Origin of the sequence: Flavobacterium sp. LC2016-01 (assembly GCF_009711135.1) — a bacterium.
Lineage (GTDB): Bacteria > Bacteroidota > Bacteroidia > Flavobacteriales > Flavobacteriaceae > Flavobacterium.
This window is the reverse complement of the sequence record NZ_WMIC01000003.1, coordinates 99753-126494: the sequence shown is the minus strand read 5'-3', so window position 1 is coordinate 126494 and position 26742 is coordinate 99753. Positions and strand designations below refer to the sequence as shown.

23 protein-coding genes are annotated in these 26742 nt (G+C 35.4%); 3 read left to right on the top strand and 20 right to left on the bottom strand.

Translation table 11 applies throughout. The features are described from left to right. Window positions 1–72 precede the first annotated feature (72 nt). Window positions 73–3588: a nitrate reductase gene (locus tag GKZ88_RS07585; protein ID WP_155101777.1), complete on the bottom strand. Its 3516-nt coding sequence runs from the start codon at window positions 3586–3588 to the stop codon at window positions 73–75. A gap of 176 nt (window positions 3589–3764) precedes the next feature. Between GKZ88_RS07585 and GKZ88_RS07580 the strand changes: the two genes are divergently transcribed. Further along, complete coding sequence (locus GKZ88_RS07580) at window positions 3765–4469, top strand: Crp/Fnr family transcriptional regulator (protein ID WP_155101776.1); 705 nt, start codon at window positions 3765–3767, stop codon at window positions 4467–4469. 164 nt (window positions 4470–4633) lie between these two features. On the opposite strand, the gene GKZ88_RS07575 is transcribed toward GKZ88_RS07580, so the two are convergent. From GKZ88_RS07575 to nirB, 12 genes are all read right to left on the bottom strand, one after another. Continuing rightward, window positions 4634–5254 carry a class I SAM-dependent methyltransferase gene (locus tag GKZ88_RS07575; protein ID WP_155101775.1) on the bottom strand — a complete coding sequence of 207 codons (621 nt, stop codon included), beginning with the start codon at window positions 5252–5254 and terminating at the stop codon, window positions 4634–4636. A 3-nt stretch (window positions 5255–5257) separates the two neighbouring features. After that, entirely contained in the window at window positions 5258–5971 is a 714-nt protein-coding gene (locus tag GKZ88_RS07570) for an endonuclease/exonuclease/phosphatase family protein (RefSeq protein ID WP_155101774.1), read from the bottom strand. 34 nt (window positions 5972–6005) lie between these two features. Continuing rightward, complete coding sequence (locus GKZ88_RS07565; RefSeq protein WP_155101773.1) at window positions 6006–7331, bottom strand: tetratricopeptide repeat protein; 1326 nt, start codon at window positions 7329–7331, stop codon at window positions 6006–6008. Window positions 7332–7537: 206 nt separating this feature from the next. Then, window positions 7538–7903, bottom strand: a complete 366-nt coding sequence (locus GKZ88_RS07560) for a hypothetical protein (protein ID WP_155101772.1) — start codon at window positions 7901–7903, stop codon at window positions 7538–7540. Window positions 7904–8040: 137 nt separating this feature from the next. Then, window positions 8041–9300, bottom strand: coding sequence for an alginate export family protein (locus GKZ88_RS07555; protein ID WP_155101771.1), 1260 nt, complete (start codon window positions 9298–9300; stop codon window positions 8041–8043). A 77-nt stretch (window positions 9301–9377) separates the two neighbouring features. Then, window positions 9378–10877 carry an MFS transporter gene (locus GKZ88_RS07550; RefSeq protein WP_155101770.1) on the bottom strand — a complete coding sequence of 500 codons (1500 nt, stop codon included), beginning with the start codon at window positions 10875–10877 and terminating at the stop codon, window positions 9378–9380. Window positions 10878–10971: 94 nt separating this feature from the next. Next, complete coding sequence (locus tag GKZ88_RS07545) at window positions 10972–11409, bottom strand: hypothetical protein (RefSeq protein WP_155101769.1); 438 nt, start codon at window positions 11407–11409, stop codon at window positions 10972–10974. 7 nt (window positions 11410–11416) lie between these two features. Further along, window positions 11417–12076, bottom strand: coding sequence for a response regulator transcription factor (locus GKZ88_RS07540; RefSeq protein WP_155101768.1), 660 nt, complete (start codon window positions 12074–12076; stop codon window positions 11417–11419). A 625-nt stretch (window positions 12077–12701) separates the two neighbouring features. Next, complete coding sequence (locus GKZ88_RS07535; RefSeq protein WP_155101767.1) at window positions 12702–14510, bottom strand: ATP-binding protein; 1809 nt, start codon at window positions 14508–14510, stop codon at window positions 12702–12704. A gap of 62 nt (window positions 14511–14572) precedes the next feature. Further along, entirely contained in the window at window positions 14573–15157 is a 585-nt protein-coding gene (locus tag GKZ88_RS07530) for a DUF4202 domain-containing protein (RefSeq protein WP_155101766.1), read from the bottom strand. 180 nt (window positions 15158–15337) lie between these two features. Further along, window positions 15338–15715, bottom strand: coding sequence for a nitrite reductase small subunit NirD (nirD, locus tag GKZ88_RS07525; protein WP_057116567.1), 378 nt, complete (start codon window positions 15713–15715; stop codon window positions 15338–15340). A 218-nt stretch (window positions 15716–15933) separates the two neighbouring features. Beyond that, window positions 15934–18447, bottom strand: a complete 2514-nt coding sequence (nirB, locus tag GKZ88_RS07520; RefSeq protein ID WP_155101765.1) for a nitrite reductase large subunit NirB — start codon at window positions 18445–18447, stop codon at window positions 15934–15936. Window positions 18448–18714: 267 nt separating this feature from the next. Between nirB and GKZ88_RS07515 the strand changes: the two genes are divergently transcribed. Then, window positions 18715–19494: an META domain-containing protein gene (locus GKZ88_RS07515; RefSeq protein WP_155101764.1), complete on the top strand. Its 780-nt coding sequence runs from the start codon at window positions 18715–18717 to the stop codon at window positions 19492–19494. 149 nt (window positions 19495–19643) lie between these two features. On the opposite strand, the gene GKZ88_RS07510 is transcribed toward GKZ88_RS07515, so the two are convergent. Together GKZ88_RS07510 and GKZ88_RS07505 are read right to left on the bottom strand one after the other, a co-directional pair. Next, entirely contained in the window at window positions 19644–20930 is a 1287-nt protein-coding gene (locus tag GKZ88_RS07510; protein WP_155101763.1) for a DUF2130 domain-containing protein, read from the bottom strand. Window positions 20931–21100: 170 nt separating this feature from the next. Further along, window positions 21101–21979: a LysR substrate-binding domain-containing protein gene (locus GKZ88_RS07505; RefSeq protein ID WP_155101762.1), complete on the bottom strand. Its 879-nt coding sequence runs from the start codon at window positions 21977–21979 to the stop codon at window positions 21101–21103. A 191-nt stretch (window positions 21980–22170) separates the two neighbouring features. Here GKZ88_RS07505 and GKZ88_RS07500 point away from each other — a divergent pair, with 191 nt between their 5' ends. Then, complete coding sequence (locus GKZ88_RS07500) at window positions 22171–22878, top strand: class I SAM-dependent methyltransferase (protein ID WP_155101761.1); 708 nt, start codon at window positions 22171–22173, stop codon at window positions 22876–22878. 100 nt (window positions 22879–22978) lie between these two features. Here GKZ88_RS07500 and GKZ88_RS07495 read toward each other — a convergent pair whose 3' ends face one another. The 5 genes from GKZ88_RS07495 to GKZ88_RS07475 all read right to left on the bottom strand — a co-directional run bounded on the left by GKZ88_RS07495 (window position 22979) and on the right by GKZ88_RS07475 (window position 26701). Further along, window positions 22979–23440 carry a DUF3291 domain-containing protein gene (locus GKZ88_RS07495; protein ID WP_155101760.1) on the bottom strand — a complete coding sequence of 154 codons (462 nt, stop codon included), beginning with the start codon at window positions 23438–23440 and terminating at the stop codon, window positions 22979–22981. Window positions 23441–23497: 57 nt separating this feature from the next. Then, window positions 23498–24478: a zinc-dependent alcohol dehydrogenase family protein gene (locus GKZ88_RS07490; RefSeq protein ID WP_155101759.1), complete on the bottom strand. Its 981-nt coding sequence runs from the start codon at window positions 24476–24478 to the stop codon at window positions 23498–23500. Between the two features lie 12 nt (window positions 24479–24490). Then, complete coding sequence (locus GKZ88_RS07485; protein ID WP_155101758.1) at window positions 24491–24769, bottom strand: putative quinol monooxygenase; 279 nt, start codon at window positions 24767–24769, stop codon at window positions 24491–24493. 2 nt (window positions 24770–24771) lie between these two features. Further along, complete coding sequence (locus tag GKZ88_RS07480) at window positions 24772–25374, bottom strand: NAD(P)H-dependent oxidoreductase (RefSeq protein WP_155101757.1); 603 nt, start codon at window positions 25372–25374, stop codon at window positions 24772–24774. Between the two features lie 340 nt (window positions 25375–25714). Then, window positions 25715–26701, bottom strand: coding sequence for an aldo/keto reductase (locus GKZ88_RS07475; RefSeq protein ID WP_155101756.1), 987 nt, complete (start codon window positions 26699–26701; stop codon window positions 25715–25717). Window positions 26702–26742: the final 41 nt, after the last annotated feature.

Sequence of the window (26742 nt, the reverse complement as noted above, 5' to 3'; positions counted from 1 at the left end):
TCAAGTTTCAGGTTTCGCGTTCCAACAACTTGAAACATGAAACATGAAACATGAAACATGAAACAAAAGAAACTATTTACACTTTGCTAATATCTCTTTAACTTCTGTCTTACAGCTGCCACATCCTAATCCTGCGCCGGTGTTTTTGCATAAATCGGTAAAATCGTTTATACCGCTTTTAATGGTTTCTTCTATATTTCCCGCACCAACCTGACTGCAGGAGCAGACCAATTTTCCTAAAACAGGTTTGGCGTTTGAGCTTCCTCTTAAAAGCGTATTTCGTTTGTCTGATAATTCGATTTTGCTTTCGATCATCGTTTTGAATTCGGCAAATTCGTTTTTATCGCCCATTAAGATTGCGCCAACCAAAAGATCGTCTTTTACGATACATTTTTTGTAATACCGTTTTTTCAAATCGGCAAAAACAATTTCTTCGTAGGAGTCGTCATTTTCGGGAATTTCAATATCGCCAATGCTGCAAAGATTGATATCTTCTAGTTTTAGGATATTCATCAAAATAGAACCTTTGTAATAACTGCTGATATCTCCGGCTAAAAAATTGGCCAGAATATCGGCCTGTTCTTCGGCAGCAGATGTGATTCCGAATAATTTGTTATTGAATTCGGCTATTTCACCAATGGCAAAAATATCCGGATTTGAAGTTTGTAAATATTGATTGACTTTTACGCCACGTCCGCAGGCGAGACCACTTTCGCGTGCAATTTCGATATTCGGAATTGTGCCAATGGTATAAACAATCGCATTTGCAGTAATGATTTTACCGCTTTTCAAGGCGATTTCAATTTCATTTGGATGATCCGTTTCAAAAACGGTACTGACCTCATTATCAAAATAAATCTGAATATCACGAAGCTGTACTTCTTCGGCCAATAATTTGCTGGAAACACGGTCCAGCTGACGTTCCATTAAACGGGAAGCACGCTGAACAATAGTTGTTTTGACTTTTTTATGTTTTAAAGCGGCAGCCAATTCCAGTCCGAGTAATCCGCCGCCAATAATCACAACATGCTGCTCTTCAGGCGGAAGATTAGTACTGTCTAAGTGTTTTTTAAGTCGGTCAGCGTCTTCTTTTTTTCTAACTGTAAATCGGCCAGGAAGATGAAGCTGAGCGTTTTCAGGCACAAAAGGACGGCTTCCGGTGGCCATAATCAGTGAATCAAAAGTATGAATTTCACCTTGGCTGTCTTTTATTGTCTTTTTGCTGGTGTCGATTTTATCAATTGCAACTCCGGCTTTCATGGTAATTTTTAGTTTGCTGAAAGCTTCGCCGTCTTTAATTTTTAAAAGTTGTTCCCAAGTGAATTCTCCTGTCATATATTCGGGAAGCAGCACACGATTGTAAAACGGATTTACTTCATTCGAAAAAACAATAATTTCATCTGTTGTATTGAATTCACGGTAGTTTTGAATGAATCGGAAAGAAGCCGCACCGGCACCCACAATCGCGATTTTTTGAAATGGTTTTACATATTTCGAAATCGAAACGGTGGTGTATTTAAAATCAGGTTCTTTAGAAACCGGATCAACAACGGTATTGGTTAAATTATTGGTTCTATTTAAATCATTTTCAAGCTGTTTTCCCCAATGCATCGGCAGGAAAACGACTTTTTCTTTAATAGAATCGGTAACTTTTGCTTTTACGCGAACTTCACCATTTTTGCTTGTAACCGTGACGATATCCCCATTTTTAATTTCGTTTTTATAGGCGTCAATCGGATTTATTTCTAAAACTGGACTCGGAATATGCGTTAATAATCTTGATACTTTTCCGGTTTTGGTCATCGTGTGCCATTGATCACGAATTCTTCCTGTCGTTAAAATGAAAGGGAATTCTGCATTTGGCTGTACCGATGTATTTTCGATCGAAACAGGCAAATTAAAAATTGCTTTTCCAGATGGCGTATAGAATTTTTTGTCGGTAAATAATCTCGGCGTTCCCGGATGTCCATAATCTGGAACAGGCCATTGAAAAGTACCTTCAGATTTTAAACGATTATAATTTAAGAATGAAATGTCAATATTTGTGCCTTTGGTAAGTGCGCAATGTTCTTTATAGATTTCTTCGGCACTATTGAAATTGAAGCCATGAAAATTCATCTTTTGAGCAAAACGAATTAAAATTTCAATATCTGGAAGCGCTTCTCCAGGCGCATTGATTCCTTTTGGCAAATAAGAAATACGACGTTCAGAATTCGTCATAGTTCCTTCTTTCTCCAGCCAGCCTGCGGCGGGCAAAAGTAAATCGGCAAATTTTGCTGTATCGGCATTATGCGAAATATCCTGAACGACAACAAATTTGGCATTTTGAAGTGCTTTTTCAATTTTTCGGGAATCTGGCAGACTGACCAAAGGATTTGTACAGATAATCCAAACCGCTTTCATTTTCCCTGATTCTAATGCTTCGAACATTTCTGTCGCGGTTAAACCCGGTTTGTCGGAGATTTCATCGACCCCCCAAAAATCCGCAACTTCTTTACGATGTTCAGGATTTGCAATGTCTTTGTGCGCGGCTAAAAGTGTTGCCATGCCACCGACTTCGCGACCTCCCATAGCATTTGGCTGACCCGTTAAGGAAAATGGCCCAGATCCCGGTTTTCCAATTTGTCCGGTTAATAAAGATAAATTAAGTAATGCCGTGTTTTTATCAACGCCTACAGCACTTTGATTTAATCCCATTGCCCAAAGCGAAATAAAACCTTTTGCTTTTCCGATAATATCTGCGGCAAGTTTAATGTCATTTACAGAAATACCGCAAAGTTTTGACGCTTTTTCTAAAGAAGTGCCTAAAACTAAGTCTTTATATTGTTTGAAATTTTCTGCATTATTTTTAACGAAATCATGATCAACATAGCCTTTTTCGATAATGCGTTTGGCAATGGCATGATATAAAATAATATCTGAACCCGGAATAATTTGCAAATGTAAGTCGGCGAAAGCGGCTGTATCTGTTCGTCTTGGATCAATGCAAATGATTTTTATTTTCGGGTTTTTCTCTTTGTGTTTTTCGATTCTTCTGAAAAGAATAGGGTGACACCAAGCTGGATTTGCGCCTGTAATTAGAAATGTGTCGGCGAGTTCGATGTCATCGTAAGCAATTGGGACAGAATCTTCTCCAAAGGTTTTTTTATAACCTACAACAGCAGAACTCATACAGAGTCTGGAATTGGTATCGATATTATTGGTTTTCAAAAAACCTTTTACCAGTTTGTTTACTAGATAATATTCTTCGGTTAAACATTGGCCTGAAATATAAAACCCAACACTGTCTGGCCCGTGTTTTTTTATTATAGAAGAGAAAACAGCTGCAGCGCGATCTAAGGCAGTGTCCCAGCTTACGCGTTCCAGCGGATACGATTTACTGCCACGCATTTCAGGATATAAAATTCGGTCAGAAGTATCGTTGACTACGTAATGCAGATTCATTCCTTTAGAACATAACATTCCTTTATTTACTGGATGATCTTTGTCGCCTTCTACCATAACGCCATTTTTGGCATCGTTGGTTACAATTATGCCACAGCCAACGCCGCAATATGAACAGGTAGTTTTGATTTTGGTATTTTGCATTACAGTTCTTTTTTAGATACTATTTCCTGAATCTGTTGCGATCTAGATAAATCACTTATACAAAAATAAGTATTTTTACGTATAAATACTTATTTTTTGAATTTATTTTTTTATTTTTGATGCAATGAAATGAGCAACAAGAAATTAGTTTTTTAATCCGATAAAAATCAGGACTTATGAAAGAGGAGCAAACCGTTTGTTATTCTTGTGCCAATGAAAATTGTTTTATCAAGAAACACTTGCATTTAGAGCAAATGAATACTTATGTTTCTAAGAAACAGAATATAGTCTGCAAAAAAACGGATCAATTTATTGTGGAAGGTTCGTCTTTGCAGGGACTTTATTTTATCTGCAAAGGAAAAGCGAAAACGGTAAAAACGGGAATTAATGGCCGTGAACAAATTGTTCGTTTGACAAAAAACGGCGATATTATCGGCTTTCGCGGATTTGGAACTGGGAAAAAGTATTTAATTGGCGCTTATGCATTAGAAGATACCGTTTTGTGCAATTTCAGCAACGAAACGATGCTGGAAATTTTAAAAGAAATTCCAGAATTCACCTATGCTTTAATGTTGTTTTATGCTGAAGAACTGAATAAAAGCGAAAATAATATTCGGAAAATCGCGCATATGAATGTCCGTGAACGTGTGGTTGATTTATTGCTTTATATTCATCGTAAATTCGGACAAATCAATGGTTTAATTGATATTGATCTTTCCCGAAAAGAAATTGCTGATTTTGCTGGAACTACAGAAGAACAGGCTATTCGAGTAATTTCAAGTCTTAAAAAAGAAGCGTTGATAAAAACTGTGGGAAAACGAATTGGAATTTTGGATGTTGAGGAATTACGCTCTGAAATTATGGAGCATAAATATTTTTGAAGTTTTCTAACACATAGAAACATAGGATTTTTAAATCTGCTCAAAAAAATGCTCTTAAAAATCTAGATTTTTACACATAGCTATGTTTGTTTTCTCAAATGAAATGCCTTTTTAGAGAATGTTAAGCTATGTTTCTATGTGTTAAAATGATTACGTACAAATACTTATTTTTTCCTGCCAATAAATCGAATTACAGACCCAGTTCCGTTATGGAATAAACCTTCGTTCAGTTCGATTTCTTTTTCTTCCAATTCGATGATTTCATAATTAGGGAAATCACTTTTTATTTCTTCGATTGAAAAAAGCGATTCAATATCTTTTGGTCCGCCAACTTTATCATTTATAGCAAGATATTCTAAATGCTTTTTGCTGAAAGCCTCAAAAATAATAATACCGTTTTTGCGTAATAATTGATCCAGCTGTTTATGGATATCCGATTTAATTTCTGCTGGAAAATGGGCATAAATCAAAGCAATGGCATCAAATTGCCCTTCCTCAAAATCAAGTGTTTCTAATTCACCAACTTGATAATCAATTGAAACATCATTGACGTCAGCGAGTTTTAAAGCTTTGTTTCTTCCTTCTTCACTAATATCAAAAGCCGAAACGTTCCAGCCTAGTTTTGCACTAAAAATGGCATTTCGTCCTTCGCCTTCGGCAGGAAATAAAATAGATCCGACTTGTAATTTTTCGATTTGTTCTTTTAGGTAATTGTTAGGTTCTTCGCCATATGCAAATTCTTCACTGCTGTAGCGGTCGTCCCATCTTTTGGTCCAGTTGTTCATGGTTTATATATTGAATTTAATTATTAGAGGTTTGTGGTCGCTGTACGAAGTCCAGTCTTTATAATTTCCGACTTCAACGCTTTCTAAAACTTCGATAAAATCATTTGACGCAAAGCAATAATCCATATGATATGGCTTGTTTTCGTGACGATACATGTATAAAGTTGGATGTTCTTCTTTGCCCTGAATTTGATTGAAGTATTTGTGATAGGTACTAAAAATGTTTTTGTCGGCTAATTTATTTACGACCGCAGTATGATTTCCTTCTCTTCGGGGTTTATCCCAAATCGTATTGCTGTTAAAATCGCCAATTAAAATGGTTTTGGTTTCTTTGATTAGATCTTCGTAATAATTAATCGCTTTCCAAACCTGTGTTACGTAAGCGCCATCTTTGTCGGCTGGATTATTGGCCCAAACAGCAAATAGCGTAAAATCAACTTTTCCGCCCGTAACGGCTATGGGTAAAATATTTTTGAAATCGGGATTATGGCAATCTAATAATTGAAACCGATAATCGCTATAAGAGAAAACGCCAACTCCTTTGTGGGGATTGGTTCCGTACCAAAAAATGTCGGTTGGTGTTTGTATTTCGCTAGGAAATTTTAATTTTTCAGGACTTTCACACTCAGGAATTACGGCAATATCAGGATGATAAGCGAGAATGTATGCTGCTTTTTTTCTGAAGGCCATGTTGCAATTCCAGGCTATGAGTTTCATTTTACTAGTTTTTATACTGAATTTCGGTTATTATTTAAGTTTTTTCAACCTCTAAAGTACCCATATAAGATTTAAGTCTATAACTGTATTTATTCGGATCCGTTCCAAATGTTTTGAATTCTCTTTTTATCAGTTCGATCAGATTTTGTCTTACAGGTCTGTTTTCCAATTTAGCACATTTTGCTTTCAACCAAAATAAATAGGATGAGTTTGGGAAATCTTTTAAAGCTTCGTTTAGCTCAATATCATTATATTTTAAATCATTGGCTTTAGCCGAAAAATAGCTTTGTACAAATCGCTCGTCTTTAAATTCTTTCCATCCTAATTTATCTATTTCAGGATTCACGGTTCCGTTAACCGATGCTTGCAAATAAGCATATATGTTTAGAAGATCCTTGTCTTTTGTTTTGTTTGCAAGGTCTAATAATTCATTGCCGCGTTTTGTGTAAAATTCATTTTCATTTAGAAATTTATTGACGAAAGAAATTCGCAATAAATCAGATGAAAACTCGCCAAAAGCTGGTATTGGATTATTTTCCAGAATAATTTTATTTTCGATCAGGACTTTTTTAATTTCTTCTGATTGACCTATTTCTTCAAGCTCTTTTATTTTAAAGTAGGCTTTTATAATTTTAAAATCTGGATTTGTTTCTCCTAGTTTTGCCTGAGCTAGTTTAATATCTTCATCCAAAAAATATTGCTGTGTATGGGTATTCCACCAATCTGTTTCCCAGTTTTTATCTAAAAATAGTAATGGATAAAAACTTGAAGTTTTTCCTTTATCAATCTCAGATCTTAAATCACTTCTGGTTTTAATTTGCGTTGTTTTTCCGTAAATGATGAACATGGCATTGTCAATTGATATATGATTTTCAGCGTGGTTTGTTTTCCTCCAATTTAAAAGTGATTTTTCTATTTCTCCAGTATTAATATAACAATCACTTAGCCAGGCGTATGCTCTTACATCTTTTGGTGTGTTTTCAGAGTATCTTTCGTAAAGTTTTGCAGCTTCAGTATATTTTCCTTTTCTATGAAGCTCAATTGCATATTCCAAAAGAAAATATTTATCATTGGTATTGGATAAATAAGCTTCTTCGTGAAGTTTAAAAGATTGATCAGCGTCAATTTCGTAGAGAACTCCGCCAATGCTATATTTTTTATACTCATTTGTACCATTTTTGATTAATTCATCAACGCACAGTTTCAAGTCAGATTTTACAATGCAAGTACTAAAATTTTTATTTGCTTCTTTTAATTCAGTTTTTGCAGTTTCTATTTTTTCTCTATTAGATTCTAATGTTTGGGAAATGCATTTTGGAAATATAAAAGAGGCAATAAGAAGTAAAAGTATTTTATTCATTTTTTTGGTTTTGTAGATGTAGAATCAGATTTTTTGTTGATCAAATATACCTAAATTAACAGGATAAAAATGATGATATAAATAAAAAAATGCCCTTTTTCCAAAATAGAAAAGGGCATTTTATAAATTTTAGATTTCAAAAAAATCTTATTTTTTTTTATCAATAAATTCTAAGGTTCAGGCTAAATATGGGTTAGTATCTAATCTTAACCAACAAGTGTTGTTACACCGCTATTAATATCAATTTCAGCAAAATTATGCTTTCCCATCACGATAAGCAGTTTGTCTGAATTATAACCTACATATCTAATTTCAGCTTCTCCTTTTTTTGGTTTTCCGCAAATAGAAATTACATTGGTCTGCCATTTTAATTTGCTTCTTTTGTAGGCCGATATTGTTTGTAAGTCATTTTCAACATAATACACTATGTTGTTTTTTTTAATTCCTCTTTTTTGCGTTTTCGCAAAATTTATTTCGGAATTTTTTGAAATTAGGGCATCATTGTACTTTTGAGCGATGCCTGTCTGCGTGACAATAAATGTCAGCATAGATAGTTTTAGGAATTGTTTCATGAGATAGAATTTGGGGTTCATAATCTCCTCAAATATAACTATTAAAACATATAATTGGCTTCCAGAATGTTAAAAAAAATTACCCTTTTTCAGAAATAGGAAAAGGGTAAAATATGTCAGTTTATTTTGAAGAAAAACTATTTTTTCCAGCTAAAAATTCTAGGATTTACAGAAATCATTAACCAAGCCCAATTATTGGTATGATCTGCATCTCCGTTTTTAATAAATTCCATCGTTTTTGAACCAAACATTTGAGAGTATCCACCTGAAACTGTGATGTCTTTTTTGAAATTATAACCAAAAGTAGCATCGATCTCAGTTCCCAAATACGAATCTAATTTTTCGTTTAACGGAGTAACTACATCAGCTGCAGCTAAAAATGCATGCGGAATCAAAGCAAATTGCCATTTGTTTACATTGTAATTCAATTTGATAAAAGCATCTTGCAAACCAACGCTGTTTAAGTGGTTTGCAACATAAAAATAATCCATATAACCATTGAAACCGTGGTTGGTTCCAAAAATTGGGTTGAATGATTTAACCACAGTGCTTCCATCGTTTGTTGCTTTTCCGGATAAAAACTCGTAGCCAAGCCCCGCTTTAAACGATTCAGTGATAGTATAGTTGAAGTTGGCCGCCGCATTCCATGCGCTTACTTCTCTGTCTGTGCTTTTTCCAGTTTGTCCGTATGCCCAAAAATTAGTATCGATTTTACCTTTTTTATAAGTTAAATAAGGTCCAAAAGTTTGTTTGTAATCGACTAATAATTTCGCATCGGCATTAGCATATTCATAGCCAGTATTTAGGAGTAAAAAGCTCAAACCTAAATCAGTATTGAATTGATTGTGATACCATGCATATTGCAAAGCTTTATAACTGGCAACTGTATAAGGTGTCTGTACAACATTTTCGGCAGTAGAGTTATAGGCGCCTCCAAAATCTAATTTTTGCTTTTCAGTATGAAATGAAACCGTAAGGGCATCATGACTTTGAGCCTGTTGTCCCCAGTCTTGTTCTCCTAAAATACGCTGATTGTCATAAGAAAGTACTTGGCGTCCCATTCTGGCGCTCCATTTCTCTGTGAAATTATATTGTGCCCAAGCTTCAAAAACTGCAATTCCATTTTTATCAGCAAGAGCAGCTGGTACAACGTCGCCCCAGGTTCTCGTGTTTTGTAAAGTCAGTTTTACAATTAAATCTTCTTGTTTATAGTTGAAATTCAAACGAGAACGCTGTGAAATTTGCGATGTTCCTTCCTGACCATAAGGCAGTAAGGTTTTATAGCCATTTCGATATTCAAAACGCGGTCTTATTTGTAAATTTACGTCTAGTTCCTGAGCTTGTACAAAGGCATTGGTTCCTAAAATTAACAGGATAATAATTCTGATTTGTTTCATGGATGGTATTTTTTCAGGCGTAAATTTATAAGAAAATAGCGCCGTTACTAGTATTGTTAAATATAATTTTTAATTTCTCAATTTGTAATAGCGATAAGTTGTTGCTGTTCAGCTGTTTTTTGCGGTGTAGGTTTTTTCTCTTTGATTGTTTTCGTGATAGCATAATGCATCCAAACTAAACAGCCTGTTGAGAACAGCAGTATAAAAATCCATGAACTTGACCAGATTCCGGTTGCAGTTAATAAATAACCAAAGATAATCGGGCCAAAGAAACCGCCTAAACCGCCAATCATTCCAACCATTCCGCCTACAACACCTACTTCATTTGGAAAATATTCCGGAATATGTTTGTAAACTGCTGCTTTTCCAATTCCCCATGAAATTCCGATTAGGATTACCAGAACTAAGAAAACCCACATATTGGCATCAAATTTTATAACTGTGATTCCTTTTGCTAAAAGTTCTTTTTTCTTTACCGTTTGATTTTCTGCAACAACTACTTGCTGCCACGAGGTTTTAGTTGGGAAGATGGCATTTTCGGCATTGTTTTCTTTTTTCTGAGCAACTGCAAAGTCAGTTTCACCAATTTTGATTTTGTCATTGGCAACAGCCGTGATAGTACCTTTTTTGGTTGCCAAAACTCCAGGTCCGGTAGTTGTAATTTCCATTTTCGGAATAGCCAACAAGGCACTTAAAATTACAGAAGAACCCAAAACCCAATACATCACTTTTCGGGCACCGAATTTATCCGATAAATAACCTCCAAAAGCTCTAATTACGCCAGAAGGCAAACTGAACATAGTGGCAAATAAACCGCCCATAACCAAACTGGTTTGATAAACGTTCATAAAGTTTGGCAAAAGCCATTGTGAATAAGCCACAAAACAACCGAAAACCAGAAAGTAATAGGCTCCAAAGCGCCAAACACGAGCAGATTTTAACGGCACTAGCATTTGAGAAACGGTTTTAGTATTGTTTTCTGGTTTTTTATTTTGAGTGAAAATCAAAAAGGCAATACCAATTACAACAAGAGAAATAGCGTAAATTACAGGAAGTATTTTCCAGCCATTTTGCGGATCATTAATCGAAAAATGATTTAATAGGGAAGGCGCTAAAAAGGTTGTAATAGCAGCGCCAGCATTTCCCATTCCGAAAATTCCTAAAGCGCGTCCTTGCCATTCTTTTGGATACCAAATGGAAGTATAGCCGATTCCTACCGCGAAACTTGTTCCTACCATTCCGAAGAAGAAACTCAGTAAGGCGAACATAAAAAAGCTGTCAGCGTAAGGAAGAAGAAACAGCGGAACGGAGCTTAGAAGCAGTAAAAGTGAAAAGACATATTTGCCTCCAAATTTATCCGTTAAGATTCCAATTGGAAGACGCATGATAGAACCCGTTAAGATTGGAATACCTAAAAGCCATCCAACCTGAACAACGCTCCAGTGGAAAATTCCGTTATCGACTAAAAAGGTTACTAAAACCCCGTTTAATGTCCAGCAGGCAAAACATATTGTAAATGCCAAAGTATTTAAAAATAAAATCTTGTGTGATTGCGAAAGTGAGTTTGTAGTTTTCATAGTACTTATATTTTTATGTAAAAATAAGTACTATAACTTAGTTAAAAGATGCTAAAACGCAGTTTTTGAAAAATAATTACGTATTTATACTTAATTATTGCGTAATTTTTTCAATCGAAGCCCAAGTTGTTTTTAGAATAGTTTTTTCATAATTATTTTCTTGAATAATTTCGTTGCCACTTTTCGAATCTATTACATATTTCTTTGGAAAAATTACATTGTATGATGGTGCTTTTTCTGGAGATATATTCACCATTTCATTAGGTATAAATTTTTTTAAACTGCATAAATTCAATACTCTAAAAATGTCTCCTTTGGTGTTTTTAACAATTGTTACAGAGGCAAAAGCTGTAATTCCGCAAAGTATTTGAATCGGAATATGATCAACTATAATAGCTTTTTGATTCTGTTTTAATTTAAAGTATTTCCAATTTTTCGGAATAGAATCTGAATATTCCTGAGTGTAATTTTGAGAGTATATTTTTAAAGTTAAAATGAAAATTACGAAGGTATATTTCAGTAGACTTCTCATTGAAATCTTAGATTAAAGAATACTCGGTGGCTTTATTAGAAAGTTCCATTAAGTTTTTTACTTTCAGCTTTTTCATCAGGTTAAAACGATGTACTTCGGCAGTTCGTTTGCTGATGTCAAGAGCTTCAGCGATTTCTTTGTTTCCTTTTCCGGATAGCAAAAGAGTCAGAATTTCCTTTTCTCTTTTGGTAATCATCATTTCGTCGCTTAAATTTTGCTTTGGTTCTAATGAATTAGAAGGGTTTGTCAATTGCCCAATTAAGATAGAAGAAATATCTCCGCTGAAATATTTTCCGCCAGCAGAAACCGTATGAAGTGCTTTTAAGAATTCTTCTTTAGAAGATCCTTTAAGCAAATAACCATCGGCACCGGCTTTTATAGATTTTAATACATATTCTTCCGATTCGTGCATCGAAAGCATGATAATTTTTATGTTGTTGTTTTCGCTTCTAAGTTTTTCTACTACCTCGATGCCTGTTAAGTTTGGCATACGAATATCTACTATAAGTAAATCGGGTTTGCTTGCGGTAACCACTTCAAGTGCATCGGCACCATCGATTGCTTCGCCCACAACCTCGATGTTTGCTTCGTTTTCAAGTAAAGATTTGATTCCGTCTCGAACAAAAACATGGTCATCTGCTAATACTACACGAATGATATTACTCATAATTTACTTAATTTTGATTGCGACTTTTTACGTATATTCATCTATAAAGAAGATGCTAATATACGTAATTTTTTTAGAAAATAAATTCCAATTTTTTAAATCCTAAATTCCAATATTAAAAAATCATTAAAAAAATAAATTCCAATATATAAGTTTCAAATTCCAATTGAGTACAGTATTGTCAGGCTGAGCGAAGTCGAAGCCCACGCAAAGAAACTCCGTAATCTAGATCGATAATCTTTGTGGAGTTACTTGTGGAGATTTCTCGTTCCTCGAAATGACAAGATTGCGTTATAACTTCAAATGTTTTTCTGAAAACGAGTGCCCGCGAGAGGGATAGGAGGAAGCTACCGAAGTAGCCCGGATAGCCCGACAGTATTAGGAAAAGTGGGCGAATGTACACAAAGTTTGTTTGCCCGCTTTTTCTAATACTGGCTCGCCCTGATTAATTAGATAATTAGATAATTTGAAAATGAGATAATGATTTACAGAATTACTTTGCGGGCTTCGACTTCGCTCAGCCTGACAAACGTTTAATTAGATAATTAGTCAATGCGGCAATTAGATAATTTTTTAAGATGCTTTAAGTAATTTTATCTAATTATCAAATTGGCACATTGCCACATTATTTAAGAATCGGGATATTGAACGTAATTCTCGTTCCTTCGCCGGGAATGGAGTTGATGAAAACGCGTCCGTTGATGTATTGAATTCGTTCTTTCATGAACAATAAGCCCATTCCGGATTCGCTGTTGCGTTTTTTGTTGACGGAATTGATATCGAAACCTTTTCCGTTATCGTCGATAATGACGCTTAAAAGTGTTTCGCTGTGCGAAAGCTGGACAATAATATGCGATGATTCGGCGTATTTTATGGCGTTGTTGATCGCTTCTTGGGTTAATCGATAAATATTGATTTCGATTAGGGAATCCAAACGCTGATCGAAATCGGTTTTGTTGTAGAAAAGGATTTCTTTTCCAGTCAGTTTTGAAAGTTCCTGGGTTAGTTTTGCCAGGGAAGAAACGATTCCGTGATCGCTTAATTCCGGTGGCATCAGGTTGAAAGTTGCTGTGCGAACACCTTTTATAATGTCCAGCGAAAGTTTCTTTAAATACTCAATTTTTTGTTCTGATTTTTCTCTGTCATCTAAATTGATGCTTTCTAAACTGAATTTTAAACCCGTAAGCATTTGGCCGATTCCGTCGTGAATTTCTTTGGCGATTCGGTTTTGTTCGTTTTCTTGATTTTCCACGATTTTGCTCGAAATAATCTTTTGTTGATTGATTTTTTCGGTTGTGTTTTCGAGGTTTAAACGTTCGACTTCGCGCTGTGCTTTTTTGCGTTCGGTGATGTTGAAACAGACAATTAAAAGTTCCAGTTCGTCTTTTTTGATCATTACCGGAACCATTGATAAATCGAGCCAAATCTCAACATCTTCTTTATTTAGAATTTTAATTTCGCCCTGCCAGCCACTTCGCTGTTTTTCGAATATTAAACGGTCAAAATTGGTTTGTTCTTTTTCGTCAACGGTTAAAACTTCAGAGAATTTTTTGTTAGATGAAAACTTGGTGTAATTGAGCAGTTTTGCAAATTTTTCGCCAATATGAATTATTGAACCGTCAGGCGCAATTCGGCAATACAATAAAGTATTTTCCATTGCATAGTTGAGCGATTTTAATTCTTTAACCGAATTTTCTTTGATTTCGCTTAGAATTTCTGTGTCGTATGCGAGCTTCAAAGCTTTCTTTTCAGAAGATAAAAGTCTTGTGATTAATCGTTCGATTTTTTTGTTTGTCGGTTTGAAAATAAAGAAGAATTCTAAAAGTAAAACCAAAAGTGTAAACCCGAAAATCCAATATTCTATTTTGCGTTGTTCGGTTACTTTTTCATGCGCTTCAAGATCGTATTGCGTTACAATCTGATTCATTTTAGAAAGGAAAATGCCTTCGTTTTCTAGAATAATCTGAACGAGTTTTTGGTTTTCGGTTGATTGTTTTTTCTGTTTTAAATTCAATAAAAAAGAATCAGTTGTTTGTGCAATTTTATTGAAAATTGGATTGATTTCTAGATAAAGTTTAGAAAGCGTTTCTGATTTTTCTTTTGGAAAAGCCAAGCTGTCACTGCCATTTTCTAATGCATTTTGGTTCTTTTTCCAAAGTGCTAAAACTTCATTTAAATGCGAAATTTGTTTTGAAGAAGCGGTATCAGAAACATAATGAAGAATCAGCACTTCTTTGACAATTTTCTGACTTAGCATTCTCTGTTTTCCAGAAAAATTAATGATTTTAGAATCGCTTAACTGCTGATTCAGATTGTATTGCACTAAAACCTGACTGATAATGATAGTTAAAGCAATAGTAAGAAGTGCAAAAAAATACAGACGGCGTAAATTTTTGAACGTGATTTTATCTTCTTCCTGATTGTTTTTTTTCATTCGGGATGATATTTGTTTTTTATAGGAAAATGGAATTCGCTTTCAGCTCATTTCATACGAATTTATAATCCTAAAGAAGCTTTTATAAGATTTAAATTTTCTTCAGAATAATTTATTTTTAAGGCTTCCTGATGCCCTTTATCCGACATTTTATCCCAAGTTTTTTTGATGATATTTTTTAGTTTTTCTTCGTCGTGTTTGTGAACGAAAGGATCTAAATAATATTCTAAAAATACCAGACAAATTACGTCTTCTAATAATTGTGTTTCGTGGTCTTTTTTAAGTAGTTTTTTTTCAATTAAAAACGAAACGCGATCGATAAAAGTCTGATCATAACCTGCTTTTTCCAGAATTTCGGCAGTCGTTTTTGCGTGGAATTTTTTTAATTCTTCTCTCCATTTCAAATAACCCACACGATCCATTGGGTATGATTCGCGTGCGACTTTCCATCGGCAAATATGTTGTGCTTTTGAGGCAATCTGAATTTCTTCTGAAGCGTTTGGTTCAAACTGCATCAGTCTTTCATACATTCGGTTTGAATATAGTAATTCCTTTGGATATTCGTTATTTTGGTCAATTTCGATATTCGGATCCTGAGCATTTTCAGCATCAATCCATTCGCTTGCTTTTTGGAAAGGTGTAGTCATTTTTTGGTTTGATAATAGAATTTCAAAGATACGGAATTAAGTAGAAAAGTCGAAAGTTGAAAGTCGAAAGTCTAAAGGGAGATGAAAGAAGCAAGAAGCAAGATTTGCAACGCTTTCTCATCTTGCTTCTTGCTTCTTGGTTCTTGCTTCTTGGTTCTTGCTTCTTGGCTCTTTAAAAGTCTAATCTACAAACCCAACAAAAACTTCATTTTCTACAACTTTAATCGGATATGTAGCAATCTTAAAATCGTCTCCGTTTAGGTTTGAACCATCAACTAAAGAGAAGGTTTTTTTATGCATTGGGCAGGCGATTTTTGGAATGTCGTCTGCTGAGCCCGTCATTCCTCTTGAAAGTACCATTTCCATTTTGTGGGGGCAGGCATTTTGGCAAGCGTACCATTCGTTGCGTCGCGTAAAATTGAAAATCGCAATTTGTTTGTTTTTGTATTTGATGCAGCCACCGCGATTGGTCGGAAAATCTTCAACTTTACCTGCTTTGAACCAAATTGTAGCATCGCTCGCATGAACTGTTTCGTATTGATTTAAGATTTCTTCCATTTTGAATGTTTTTTGTTCCTGTTTCTTATCCCTCTTTTTACAATCAAGAGAGTTTGATGGCGCAGTAAAAAAGAGGGTAAGAGGACAGCAAACGTTTGTGATTTTTTTCTTTTTTTTTTGGAGCTTATATTTTTCACGCTCCCGATAGCTATCGGGATTGCAGATTTGAGCAGATTTTATTTTTAATCTTTTTAATCCTTTTAATCTGTGGCTTTAATTTAAGACCAGGCTTTAGGCATTTTTTGATCTCTTAATGGAACAAAAACAGCATTATCGTCTTTCTCGTCAGAGTTTACAAAATGATTGAAACGTTTTAATAATCTTGGTTTTTCCAGAACTTGTTTCCATTCGCATTCGAAAGTGTTCACTAAAGTCTGCATTTCTGCTTCAAGCGTTTCGCAGATGCCTAAACTATCTTCAATGATTACTTCTTTCAAATATTCTAAACCGCCGTCTAGTTTTTCTAACCAGGTTGACGTTCTAATCAGCGGGCCGGCAGTACGGATATAATACATTAAGAATCGGTCCATATATTTGATAACGGTTTCTTTATCTATTTTTTCGGCTAATAAAACAGCGTGTTTTGGGTTGGCTCCGCCATTTCCTGCGATGTATAAATTCCATCCGCCTTCAACAGCTATTAATCCGAAATCTTTTCCTCGGGCTTCTGCGCATTCGCGAATGCAGGCCGAAACACCACCTTTTAGTTTATGAGGAGAACGGATTCCTTTATATCGGTTTTCCAATTCGATGGCAAATCCGGCGCTGTCGTCCATTCCGTAACGACACCAGGCATTTCCAACACAGCTTTTTACGGCGCGAAGTGATTTTCCGTAGGCGTGACCGCTTTCAAAACCATTATCGATTAAGATTTTCCAGATTTTCGGTAAATCACTTAAATGCGCTCCGAATAAATCCACTCTTTGCGCTCCGGTGATTTTAGTATACAAATCGAATTGCTTCGCCACTTCGCCAATTACAATTAATTTCTCGGCAGTAATTTCGCCTCCGGCTACTCTAGGAACTACAGAATACGTTCCGTTTCGCTGAATATTCGCCAAAAATCTATCATTTGTATCTTGCGTTGTAACGTGTTTGTTTGCCGTATCGTTGTAAATACTAGAGAAAATAGAAGCTACAACCGGTTTGCAAATTTCACAGCCATCGCCTTTTCCGTGATGATCAAGAATATCATAAAAATTCTCGTATTTGTTGATTTTTACCAAATCGAATAATTCCTGACGGTTATAGTTAAAATGCTCGCAGATTACTTCTTTTACTTCTTTTCCTAAAGATTTTTGAGTCGCTTTTACCAAATCTGAAACCATTGGTTTACAGCCTCCACAGCCAGAAGTTGCTTTGGTTGCTTTTACGACATCTGAAAGAGAAGCACAACTTTCGTCTAAAATTTTACAGCAGATTGCGCCTTTGGTAACATTTTCGCAAGAACAGATTACGGCCGTATCTGGCAAATCCATAACGCTTCCTAAAGAAGAACCTTCAGAACCGTCTCGAGAGCCTAAAATCAAATCTTCTGGATTTTTAGGCAATGCCATTGCGTTGCTGTAAATCTGGAAAAGTGAATTATAATCGCTGGAATCTCCAACTAAAATGCCGCCTAAAAGGGTTTTAGAATCTTTAGTAACGTTGATTCTTTTGTAAATACCGCTTAATTTATTTTCATAAACAATGGCAGTAACTTCATTATTTTCGATGAAAGGATCACCAAAACTCGCCACTTCAACACCAATTAATTTCAATTGTGTCGACATATCGATGGTTTCTCTCATGGTTTTAGTACCATCTAAGATTTGCTCAGCAGCAACATCGGCCATTTCGTAACCTGGAGCAACAAGTCCGTAAATGTTTTGGTTGTAAAGTGCCACTTCGCCAATTGCAAAAATAGAAGGATCTGATGTTTGCATTTGATTGTTTACCACAACGCCGCCTCTTAAACCGACCTCAAGTCCTGAAACTCGAGCTAATTCGTCACGAGGTTTAATTCCGGCAGATATAACCAACATGTCAACCTTTAACAACTCATCATTGGCAAACATCATTCCCGTTATGCGTTCTTTTCCGTCAATATATTGCGTTGCTTTATTAAGATGAATACCAATATTTAATTCTTCAATTTTGGCTTGCAGCATATCGCTCGCACCTTTGTCTAATTGTCTCGGCATCAAACGCGGTGCAAATTCGACAACGTGCGGATTCAATCCTAAATCTCTCACGGCTTTTGCAGCTTCAAGGCCTAATAATCCGCCACCCAAAACGGCAGCCTCTGTTGCGCCTTTAATTTTTATCTTTTTGGCGTAGGCCATAATCGCATCCAGATCTTCGATGGTTCTGTATACAAAAACACCTTCTTTTTCAACTCCGTCAATTGGAGGAACAAAAGCAGAAGAACCTGTCGCTAAAACTAAGTAATCGTACGTATGTGTTTTTTCTAAATGCGTATGTATTGTTTTTTCTTCACGATTAATATCTGTGATTAATTCAGATGTATTTAGAATAATATTGTTTTCTGCGTACCAGTCAGTTGTTGATAATGATAAATCATCTGCTGTTTTTCCTCCAAAGTATTCGCTTAAATGAACGCGATCGTAAGCGCGTCTTGGTTCTTCGCCAAATACAGTGATCTGATACTTTTCCTGTCCTGATTTTGCAATGAATTTTTCGCAAAATTTATAACCAACCATGCCGTTTCCAACTACTATTACTCTAATCATGATTTCTTTAATTAAGTATTACTACGCAAATATAAGTATTTATACTTATAAAAATGCGTATATATCTTATTTTTGAAAACGAAATCGTGATTTTTTAGTACGTATTTTATCGTAATCTTTTACGTAGTAAGGGTTTTGTGGACTTTAATCTTTTGAAATTATTTTAAATTTGAAAAGATTCTAAATAAGGATTTCAAAAAATTGTTGTAAATTCATAAGAATTTTACAGGTGTTTTGCGATAAAAATATATTCTTAATAAAAATGTTATGAAAAATTTACTTTCACTTTTACTCTTATTTATATTAATTGGCTGTAAATCTGCCGCAGGCAAAACTTCGGATACCAAACAAACTACTTCTGAATATGGAACTCAGGAAGACGAAATGAAATATTTTTTTACCGGAACTGGAAACGAACCCTTTTGGGGAATTAAGATAGGAAACGAAGAAATCGTTTTTACTTCGCTGATTCCAGGGAAAGAAAAATTGATTTTCCCGGCAGTTGAAGTCATAAAAGCGATGGATGCGAATGTAAAAATGTACAAAGTTAGCAATGAAACTTCGACAGCGACAATTACAATTCAACAGTTAGAATGTCAGAATTCAATGTCGGGCGCTATTTCGCCTTATAAAGTTTCGATTGAAATTAAAAATAACTCAGAGTTACAAGCTAAAAAAGTAGAAGGTTGCGGAAAATACAATACAGATTACCGACTTCATGATATTTGGGTTCTCGAAGAGATGAACAGCTTTAAAGTTTTTGCTACTGATTTTCAAAGAGAATTGCCAAGAATTGAAATTAATTCTTCAGAAAACAGCTTTATGGGTTATGGAGGCTGTAATTCAATCAGCGGTTCTATTTTTTACGAAAAGGATCTGCTTCGTTTTTCTAAAGTGATTTCAACTTTAATGGCTTGCGCTCCTGGAAATAAGGAAGGAGATTTTACCAAAGCGTTACAAAGCACCACAACTTATTCTATTGAAAATAATAGATTGATATTGTCGAATCCTTCAGGGAAACTTTTGGTTTTTAGGAAGGTGGATTAAGGTAAAGTTTGTCATTCCGAGGAACGAGGAATCTCCGCAAGTAATTCCGCAACAGTGCGTGCTCAGCGTACGGAGATTCCTCGTTCCTCGGAATGACAAAAATTGCGAGAATTGGTATTTGGAATTTAAATTATTGGAATTTTAAAAAGTTATTCCAACAATTCTTTAGGATCTTCATTTACTGATTCTTCTTCAATAAAATCCAATTCTAAAGCTCGTACCGTCTGTACCGCGTTTCCTGCAATGCCGCGAATCGAACCGTACATTCCTAAAGTATTATGGACTACTTTTTCGATTTGTTTTTCACGTTGCTTCCAGATTCTTTGCATCGCTCTTTTTTCAGCATCAAGATCGCCCTGCATTTGCGTGAAACCTTCCACAATGCCTTCAATTTGTAAACGGAATTCATTACTCGTTAAAAAATCATACAACATCGACATTTTGTCGCCTTTGTTTTCCTGCGCCTGAACCGCCTGACTTACCTGAATTAAGGACTGGCGCAAAACCGCACTCAAGCCTTTAAATTCTTCATACGTACAAATCCAGATTCCGTCGCGCATGCCCATGCGGTCCATTCCGGCTGGCATAACTTCTGTAACTAAAACTCCGATATTGGCTCTTTTGGTTCGAATATCGTTTTTGAACTTTTCAATCCATGACGGCTGAAAAGCTTTTGTTCTTTTGCTTTCGTAATAAATCGAACCGCAATTTTGATGTTCGCGTGTATTTACAATCTGAAGACAATCTGCACCGTTTGCACCTTTTTTGATTTCATCAATCGTGTCTAACGGAAAATTATTCGCCAGCCATTCTTCGATTGCCAATTCCATTACTTCGCCTTGCAATTGCATCGAACCTTGTTCCTGCTTGCGTTTCATTTCTTCGATCAGCTTTTTTTGATCGTCAGATTGTTTTTGGTATTCTTTGATTTTAAGTTCGTTTTTCTCTTCTTCCTGTTTGCGGATTTTATCGCGTTCTAAAACTAAAGTCGCATTCAATTGCTTTTGTGCTTCGGCTTCAATCGCATCTTTCATTTCCAGTTTTTCGCGTTGTAGTTTGGCAATTTCGCCCTCCATTTTATTTAATTCCCGAAGTTTTGCTGATTTTTCAGAAAGCTCTTTTTCCATTGCCACCAAGCGATCTTTATTTTCTTCTTCAAGTTTGGCTTTTAGTTTTTCTCCGATTTCTTTTTCGGCTGTCTTTTTCTCGCGTTCTAAACGTTCGGCAAAAAGTTCGTTTTCTTGTTTCTTTTTGGCTTCAAATTCAGTTTTGGCCTTTTCGAACTGCTCGTTTTTAAGTTCCAATTCTCTGGTCTGAATATTGGCTTTTTGCTGGAATTCTTTACGAATACTATCTTCTAACTGATGTTTCAGTATGTCATTTACATCGATATTTGTTCCGCAATTTGGACACTGAATTGAAGATTGCTCTGCCATTTTTATTGAAATTTTGTGTAGAATTATAATGTGCTAAGATATTTAAAAGTTCTCTTTTTATGAGTGGGAAAGCTGTGATAAATTGTAACGTTTTTTTATAGCCACGAATTCACGAATTTTTTCTTTTTAGTTGCGCAAAGATTTTAAAAATAAAATTCGTGAATTCGTGGCTATCTCTTCTTCAATAAAAAATCAACAGCAGATTGAGTAATTTCAGAATTATCTTCTTTAGAAGTAATAATCGAAACATCCGTACGTAAATTGACTTTTTTCAGTTCAATAAAACCAATTTCAGGATCGAGATTATTCTTTGCAATATTTGAAGGAACAATCGAAATTCCTAATCCGTTTTTGACCAATTGTACAATCGAATTGATGTTATTGGCTTCGTGGATAATCTTCGGCGTAAAGCCATAAAAAGCGCAAAGTTCTAATAAAACTTCATGGTAATGAGGTGCATAATCTTTATTGAAAAACACAAAAGTTTCATCTTTCAATTGTGAAATTTCATTTTCAGATTTTGGCTGAATCAGGCTTTTATTATAAACTAAAGAAAATCCATCCTGAAACCATAATTGTGCTTTTATTTTAGGAGATTTTACAGGCGAACGAATAATGCCCATTTCGATTTTTTCCTGCTCCAAAGCAGTAATTTGTTTGGTTGTGGAAACTTCAAAAAGTTTGAAATTGACGTACGGAAATTGTATTTTTAGATGTTTGATTAATTCTGAAATAACAGAAGAATAAATCGAACTGATGTACGCGATTCTAAATTCGCCCGAAACATTCTCGGAAATTTTTTTCGTTTTCACGGAAATACGTTCCAAATGCTGAAAAAGTTCCCGAACTTCTTTTTCGAAATATTTTCCGGCTTCGGTCAATTCAACTTTTTTGTTGTTTCTGATGAAAAGTTTTGCCTGAAGTTCTTCTTCTAATTCCATAATCTGACGGCTTAATGGTGGCTGTGAAATGAAAAGTTTCTCTGAAGCTTTAGTAAAATTCAGTTCTTCGGCTACAGCCAAAAAATATTTTAGATGACGTAATTCCATGATACTTTTAAAGTATTATTAATTGATAAAAATAGTATTTTTAAAGTATTTATGGAAATGATAGTTTTGAAAAAAATAATGTTCCCGCAGATTTTGCAGATAAAGCAGATTATCACTTTAAATAATTTAATCTGTGAAAAAAAATATCTGTTCAATCTGCAAAATCTGCGAGAGGCATAAAAAAAACAGTTATGAAAAAATCAACTATTGAAGAGATTAAAGAAAGGTTTGATAATGATGTCGAACGATTTTCAAATTTAGAAACGGGACAATTATCTACAATTGACGCCAAAATTTCCTTAGAATTAATTACGGAAGCTTCAAAACGAATTGTTCCAAATGCCACTCATGTTTTGGATATTGGCTGTGGTGCAGGAAATTATACTTTAATGATGCTTTCGAAATTGCCGAATTTGAATTGCACTTTGATCGATTTGAGTTTGCCAATGCTGGACAAAGCTTTTGAAAGAGTTTCGGTAGAAACAAAGGGAAGAGTGGAAGTGAAGCAGGGGGATATTCGTGAAGTAAACTTGCCCGAAAATCAATTTGATATTATTTTGGCTGGAGCCGTTTTGCACCATTTACGCGACGATCAGGATTGGGAAACGACTTTCACCAAAATATTCAAATTATTAAAACCGGGCGGTTGTTTTATGATTTCAGATTTGATTACACAGGATACAGAATTGTTAAACGAATATACCTGGCAACGTTACGGAGAATATTTAGAAGGAATAGGAGGGGCGGAATATCGCCAAAATGTCTTTGATTATATCGCCAAAGAAGACACTCCAAGATCGATGAATTACCAACTCGATTTGATGAAAAAAGTAGGTTTTAAAAGCGTCGAAATTTTACATAAGAATATGTGTTTCGGGGCTTTCGGCGGAATTAGATAAAAAAGGTTTGCCACGAATTACACGAATTTTCACGAATTAATTTTTTCTCTAAGAAGAGAAGAATTAGTGCCAATTCGTGTAATTCGTGGCAAACAAATAACTATGCGATTTGTTTTGGAGCAGGAAATTTGTTTCTTAAATCAAAAACAAGTTCTGATGCTCCGTTTTGTTGTAAATAATCTAGTTTTTCAACAGCTTCTTCAAGCGTTGGAATATGTCCTGCGGGAATCCACCACATGGCGGTATGTGCTTTTCCGAATTTCATGAACCATTCTTTTCTTCGTTTTAAAAACTCACTGTGAAACGTTTTGTACATATAATGCTCCAAAGTTTCAATGCTTTCCCAAACCGAAACGTTTACAATAATCTGTTCGTCATTGTACGGATTTAGATTTGTAGCGTTGTAACTATCGTCTTTAAGTCGCCAAACAAATCCTTCGCTGTTTTCGGCTAGAGTGTTTACAAGATCTAAATTGTCTACAAATTCTTTCATGATCGGGTCGTTGATGTCGACGCCTTTCATTTTTGCAATGTTGATTTCCGCAAGATGGTAATTGCTCATATTTAAATAGATAAGAAGTAGCAATTTAGTTTTTTTACAAGATATATTCCTAATAAATTAAATGATATCTACAACAATTTTTCCAATTGCAGAATTGTCACTTACTGCTTTATGCGCTTCCATAGCATTGTCTAAAGTAAATTTTCTAGGATCAATTAAAGGTTTAAGTTTTCCTTCTTCAATTAATTTCGTGGTTTCTTTTAAAATATCGCCATGATGTTTTCTTCCTTCGTTGCCAATCATAGGGCGTAAAACAAAAACACCGTGAATACTTGCATTACGAAGTGAACTTATGGCCAGAGTATGTGTTCCAAAAGCGTAACAACTGCTAATTTGACCGTAATGACGAATCGCTTTAAAGGAATCGTCAAGAGACTGACCTCCAACGGTATCGTAAATAATGTCAAAACCTTTTCCGTCCGTATATTGCGTAACGTAATCTTCTACCGTTTCTGTTTTGTAATCAATTGGAGTTGCCCCATACGATTTTACAATGTCTGCCTTTTGAGAAGAAACCGTTGCATAAACATCGGCACCAAAGATTTTAGCCAGTTGTACGACCATGTGCCCAACTCCGCCAGCGCCGGCGTGAACCAAAACTTTATCTCCTTTTTGGACTTTTGCCCGGTCAATTAGACCTTCCCAGGCCGTCAACAAAACTAACGGAATTCCCGCTGCTTCTTTCATGCTTAGATTTTTTGGTTTTAGAGCCAACAAATCAGCATCAACGGCGGTATATTCTGCGAGAGTTCCCTGAAGACCAAGAACGCCTCCGGCAAGCCCGTACACTTCATCGCCGACTTTAAAATCGGTTACGCCTTCACCAATTTCTTCAATAACTCCGGCAAGATCGGTTCCTAAAACGGCAGGTAAAACCGGAGAGGCATAAGGCGAAAGTCCAAGTCTGATTTTGTTATCAATTGGGTTTACACCGCTTGCGTGTATTTTAACTAAAACTTCTCCTTTTTTTGGAGTTGGTTTTTCAATTTCTGTGCTTACAAATTCAGATTCGTAAGTATTGGTCAAAAGTGCTTTCATAATTTTGGTAGCTTAAAGAATTTGAACTGTTTTGTAGACCTGAATTGGCCCGGCAACAAGCGCTTCGCTTCGTTTAATAAAATCTTGCAAATACGGCTGATTATTATGAATTTCAAGACCAGCCTGATCTTTCCATTCTTCCCAAATGATGAAAACATTTTCAGTGTTATGAAGATCGTAACGAATACAAGCTTCTTCTTTTCTGGTTTCATTTACCAGAAAATGAACCATATTTTTAACGTCTTCAATGTTTTCCTTTTTGCTTTTGATGATAGCGGTGATAGAGATCATGATTATAAGGTTTTAAAAAGTTGTTCTAAATGATTTTTGTAATTTTTCTCAAAGATGACAATGTTTTCAGCAGTTGCCCCTTTTTCAACGTCGTGGAAATGAAAACTGTCCAGTTTTTTCATACCTACAAATTTATTCATTTTATGGAAACCAAACATAGCTCCCTCATCTACAGATGTTTCTTCGAAAAATTCACCCGGAAGTGTAAAAGCAGTTGCTGGTGCATTCCAGCTTGTGGTCAGCATATATTTACGCCCATGTAATTGTCCGCCTGTTCCGTAATTGATGTCAGGATTTACCCGGCTTCTTCCGTCGCTTTTGTAGATTCCTTTGTTGTGGCCGGCTGTGAAAACGTCGTCGATGTATTTTTTGAAAAGATTCGGCAATTGAAACCACCAAACGGGTGTGTGATAAATGATGGTATCGGCCCAGGCGAATTTTTCTACTTCTTCTTCCAGGTTGAAGTCTTGTTTGATATCGGTTGTTTTGATTTCGTAATTTTTACTTTTTAAGTATTCGATTGTCCAGTCGGTAACGGTTTCGTTGAATTTTCCGCCTGAATGTGCGAAATTTTGACTTCCATTGATGATAAATATTTTTTTCATTTTTATGGGATTGTTTCTTATGAAAATGGATGCGTGAGGGATAGGAGTGGAAATCCTTTTATGCCGGGGTTCGGCATAAAAGATTGCAACGGATAGCCCGGTTCGCCACGGCGAACACGCCCAAATTCTAATTATTTAAATTTTTGAGATTGTTTTTAAACACATAGAGACATAGTTTTTTGAACCTAAAAAAGAGTTTTAAAGAGAAACTAGTTTCTCAACACATAGCCCTCAAAGTTTGTCATTTCGAGGAATGACAAGATTGTGCAGACTATGTTTGTTAATGCAAGTGAAACGTCTTTATAGACAAAGAAATCTATGTTTCTATGTGTTTAAAATATTATTGTAATTTCGAAATTGCCTGATTAATGAAATCAAGCTCTGAAGTTGATAAATCGAAATCCATTGTTTTGGCATTTGAGATTGCCTGTTCTGCATTTCTGGCTCCTGCCAAAACGATTGCAATTCCTTTTTGTAATGATGTCCAGCGTAAAACCAACTGCGAAATTGAAATGTGTTTTGCGTTTGCTAATGAACTCAATTCTTCGACCAAAGTTTTTACTTTTTGAAGATCAAACTGTCCGAAATAACCATTTCTGTGATCGTTTTCTTTTAGTTTGCTGTCGGTGAAATATTTTCCGGTTAATAAACCTCTTTCCATGGGGCTGTAAGCAATAATTCCGATGTTTTCTGCCACTGTAAACGGAATTAAATCGGTTTCGATTTTGCGGTTCAGCATACTGTACGCCACCTGATTGGATGCAATCTGAACTGTTTTTTGAGCTTCCTGAATTTGCGGAATACTATAATTACTTACGCCAAACGCTCTGATTTTTCCTTGTTGGATTAAAGTTTCAACGGCTTCCATTGTTTCAGAAATTGGAGTAGTGGAATCTGGCCAGTGAATTTGCAATAAATCAATATAATCAGTTTGAAGACGTTTTAAACTTTCTTCAATTTCTTTGATTACGTTTTCTTTGGATGAATATTTATAAACTGGAATTTTTTTGCCATTATCATCGGCGTCGAAAAAGAAATCGCCTTTTTCGTTATTGCTTCCGTCCCAAACCAAACCAAATTTGGTTAACAATTGCACTTTAGAACGATCCTGGCTTTTAATTGCTTCGCCAATCATTTCTTCGCTTAAACCGAATCCGTAAAAAGGAGCAGTGTCAATTGTAGTTACGCCATGATCAATTGAAGCGTGGATAGAATCGATTGAATCTTTCTTTTCGTTTCCGCCCCACATATTTCCGCCAATGGCAAATGCACCGTAAGTTATTGCTGATAATTCAAGTTCGGTGTTGCCTAATTTTCTATATTCCATAATGTTGTATTTTTAAATCTTAAATTTCACTTGGCAAAATT